This window comes from uncultured Microbacterium sp. (assembly GCF_913776565.1).
Lineage (GTDB): Bacteria > Actinomycetota > Actinomycetes > Actinomycetales > Microbacteriaceae > Microbacterium.
In genome coordinates, this window is record NZ_CAJYPF010000268.1 from 1 (window position 1) to 3,381 (window position 3,381).

Consider the following 3,381-nt stretch of genomic DNA (forward strand, 5'->3'; position numbering starts at 1 on the left):
ATCCCGTTCGTCGACGACGATCCGTCGCCGCGGCGAGGAGCTCCTCGCGCGGCTCGAGCCGGTCGCGCGCGAACGCGGGGTCCGCTCCTTCGCGGGGGTGCCCGCCGACGCCGTCGTCGAGACGCGCCTGCACGCCCTCCGCGTCGCCGTCGAGGACGACGCGATCGCCACCTCATCTCCCCTGGGCCCCGCGCAGCGTGCGCTCATCGACGAGATCGACACTCACCTCACCCGCCGAACCCCGGGAGCACATCCATGATCCGACCCCTCGTCATCGGTGCCGGAGTCGCCGCCGCGACCGTCGCCGTCGCCCACGAGGCGCTCGCCGGCTACGTCGCGCGCCGGCTCATCGCACCGCGCGCGCCGAAGATCCCCGCCCCCATCACCGTCGCCGGCGACACCGTCACCGTGCCCGCGACCCTGGAGAGCCGCGAACCGGGCACCTACGGGCTCTGGCTCGACGACGGCCGGCACGTCGTGGTCGGCGAACCGCTGCGCGTCGGGAAGGACCGGGTCGTGCGCGAGCTCGCCTCGCGTCCGAACGGGCTCGGAGACGGGGATGCCATGGCCACCTGGACCTCGCAGAGCATCGGCGCCCCCGAGGACGTCGGTCCCACGCGTCACGTGTCGGTCCCGTTGCGTCGAGGCGGCGTCGCCGAGGCCTGGGAGATCGGCGACCGCGACACGGCCGACGGACGGTGGACGATCCACGTGCACGGCCTGCGCTCGAGCCGCAACGGCGCCCTGCGCTCGACCCCGGCCACGGTGGACGCGGGCTGGATGTCGCTCGTGGTGTCGTACGCCGGCGACGAGGAGTGCGCCCCCGCCGACGCCCTGCCCTCGACGCTCGGTACGCGCGAGTGGCGCGACGTCGACGACGCGATCGCCTACGCCGTCGCCCAGGGCGCGCGCGAGATCGTGCTGGTCGCGTGGTCGATGGGCGGGACGATCGCGATGCTCGCCCTCGAGCAGTCGGCCCACCGCGACCGCGTCACCGCCCTCGTGCTCGTGGCGCCCGCGCTGGACTGGACGCGGGTGGTCGACAACGCCGTTGCGCGAGCCCGCCTTCCGCGCTCGATCGCGGGGGCGTCGATGCGCATCCTCGGCAGTCGGCTCGGCGCGCGGGCGCTGGGACTCGTCGAGGCGGTCGACGCCCCGGCGCTCAACTGGGTCGACGGCCCGCGGCCGGCGCCGACCGTGCCGACGCTCATCGTGCACAGCCTGCGCGACCCCGTGGTGCCGGTGAGCGGATCGCTCGCGTACGTGAAGCGGCATCCGGATGCCGAGCTCGTCGCGTTCGACGCGACCGGGCACTGCAACGAGGCGAACCAGGATCCCGTCCGCTTCCACGACGCCATCGCGGGGTTCCTGCGGAACCGACCGCGCGTCTGACCCGCGCGGTCGATCAGGAGGCGAGGGTGGCGATCGCCCCGCGCGCGCCGTGTGCGGCCAGTGCCTCACGCGCCGCCCGGAAGGCGTCGCCCAGGCGGGGGTTCTGCCCGAGGTCGCCGAACACCGGCGCGTAGTCGAGGAGCTTCTCGGCGTCGTCGGCGACGATCGCGCGCAGCTCGTCGAGGCGGCTGTCGACCGCGGGCGTCTCTTCCCCGGTCTCGGTGCGGCCCTCGAGGAAGACGCTCCACCCCGCGAGCACGAGGGCGGCATGGTCGATGCGCCCGCCCGACGCGAGCTGCTCGCGCACGACGGGCAGCAGGAACTTCGGCAGACGGTCGGAGCCGTCGACCACCTGACGTGCGAGGGTGTCGCGGATCGCCTCGCTGCCGAAGCGCGCGATGAGCTGGTCGCAGTAGGCGTCGAGGTCGATGCCCGGAACCGGTCGCAGCGTCGGGATCGCCTCGTCGTGCATGTAGCCCTGCAGGAAGCCGACGAACAGGGGATCCGTGCACACCTCGTGCACGTAGTGCGCACCCGACAGGATGCCGAGGTAGCTCATCGCCTGGTGCGAGGCGTTGAGCAGCCGCAGCTTCATGAGCTCGTAGGGCTCGACGTCGTCGACCAGTTGCACGCCCACCTCGTCGAACGGCGGGCGGCCGGCGGGAAAGGTGTCTTCGAGAACCCACTGCTCGAAGGACTCGCTGCGCACCGGCCAGCGATCGCGGATGCCGAACTCCGAGGCGACGGCGGCGCGCGTCTCGTCGGTGGTGACGGGGGTGATGCGGTCGACCATCGAGTTCGGGAACGCCACGTTCGCGGCGATCCAGGCGGCCAGGTCGGGGTCGCGTCGCTCGGCGAACCCGAGCAGCGCCGCACGGGCGACGTGGCCGTTGCCCTGGATGTTGTCGCACGACATGACCGTGACCGCCGGGATGCCGGCATCCCGCCGCCGGCGGAGCCCCTCGGCGAGCAGGCCCATGACGCTGCGCGGGGGCAGCGCGCCGTCGAGGTCGGCGAGGGTCGCCTCGTCGCGCGGGGCGTAGGCGCCGGTCGCGTCGTCGATGCCGTAGCCGCCCTCGGTGATGGTGAGCGAGACGATCGCGGTGTCGGGGTCGGCGAGCTTGGCGACCACCGCCTCGGGGTCGTCGGGAACGAAGAGGTAGTCGACGATCGAGCCGACCACGCGGGCGGTGGAGGAGCCGTCGGGGGCGGTCGTGACGAGCGTGTAGAGGTCGTCTTGAGCGGCGAGGGCGTCGCGCATCGCCGCGTCGAAGGAGAGGACCCCGACGCCGCACAGGCCCCACTCGGTGTGTCCGGCCTCGAGCAGGCGGTCGAGGTACATGGCCTCGTGCGCCCGGTGGAAGCCGCCGACGCCGACGTGCACGATGCGCGAGCGCACGGCCGCCCGGTCGTACGTCGGAACGGAGACGTTCGCCGCGAGGGAGGGGAGGGCGGCGGAGGTGAGGTCGGTCATGCGGTGCTCCGTGTGGGTGGGGAGGGCGGGGCGTGTTGCGTGAACCCGGGCGGTCGCTCCGGGTCCCGGGTTCATCTCGCGTGAGGGGTCGTTTCGTGTCGCTTCGGAGCGTCCGAGGCGACAGTTCGTGACCCCTCACGCGAGAGAGAGGGGGGGTGGGGTGGGTCAGCAGGAGGACTTGTAGACCGCGTCCTTGCCGTCGGTGGTGATGTTGTCCTTGGTCAGGATGGTGAAGCCGGTCTGGATCTTCGCCTCGGTGGATTCGCCCTTCAGCGCCGCGATGGCCTGCTTGACGCCGTCGGAGCCGATGGTTCCGGGCTCCTGGGCGACGAGGGCCTGGACGGTGCCGGCTTCGAGAGCCTTGACCTGGGCGGGACCGGCGTCGAAACCGACGATGGTGACGGCGCCCTGCTTGCCGGCCTGCTGGACGCCGGTGGCGCTTCCTTCGGCGGCGAAGAGGTTGGCGGCGAAGATGCCGACGATGTCGGGGTCCTTCTGCAGCGCGGCGGTGACGA

Annotated in this window: 4 protein-coding genes; 2 read left to right on the forward strand and 2 right to left on the reverse strand. The window is 72.7% G+C overall.

Going from position 1 to position 3,381, the window contains the following annotated elements:
- Positions 1-259, forward strand: a 259-nt coding sequence (locus QZ433_RS14640; protein ID WP_295784855.1) for a hypothetical protein, incomplete at its 5' end; no start/stop codon positions are given.
- Positions 256-1,392, forward strand: coding sequence for an alpha/beta fold hydrolase (locus QZ433_RS14645; protein WP_295784857.1), 1,137 nt, complete (start codon positions 256-258; stop codon positions 1,390-1,392). The genes QZ433_RS14640 and QZ433_RS14645, both read left to right, overlap by 4 nt.
- Before the next feature lie 13 nt (positions 1,393-1,405).
- Here the strand turns inward: QZ433_RS14645 and QZ433_RS14650 are convergent, their stop codons facing one another.
- Both QZ433_RS14650 and QZ433_RS14655 read right to left on the reverse strand, forming a co-directional pair.
- Positions 1,406-2,866 carry a mannitol dehydrogenase family protein gene (locus QZ433_RS14650; protein ID WP_295784859.1) on the reverse strand — a complete coding sequence of 487 codons (1,461 nt, stop codon included), beginning with the start codon at positions 2,864-2,866 and terminating at the stop codon, positions 1,406-1,408.
- A 165-nt stretch (positions 2,867-3,031) separates the two neighbouring features.
- Positions 3,032-3,381 (reverse strand): substrate-binding domain-containing protein (locus QZ433_RS14655; protein WP_295782698.1); only part of this gene is annotated, 350 nt, incomplete at its 5' end.

Coding starts and splice junctions, on each gene's coding strand:
- QZ433_RS14645 (WP_295784857.1), top strand. CDS start 256: ATGATCCGACCCCTCGTCATCGGTGCCGGAGTCGCCGCCGCGACCGTC.
- QZ433_RS14650 (WP_295784859.1), bottom strand. CDS start 2,866: ATGACCGACCTCACCTCCGCCGCCCTCCCCTCCCTCGCGGCGAACGTC.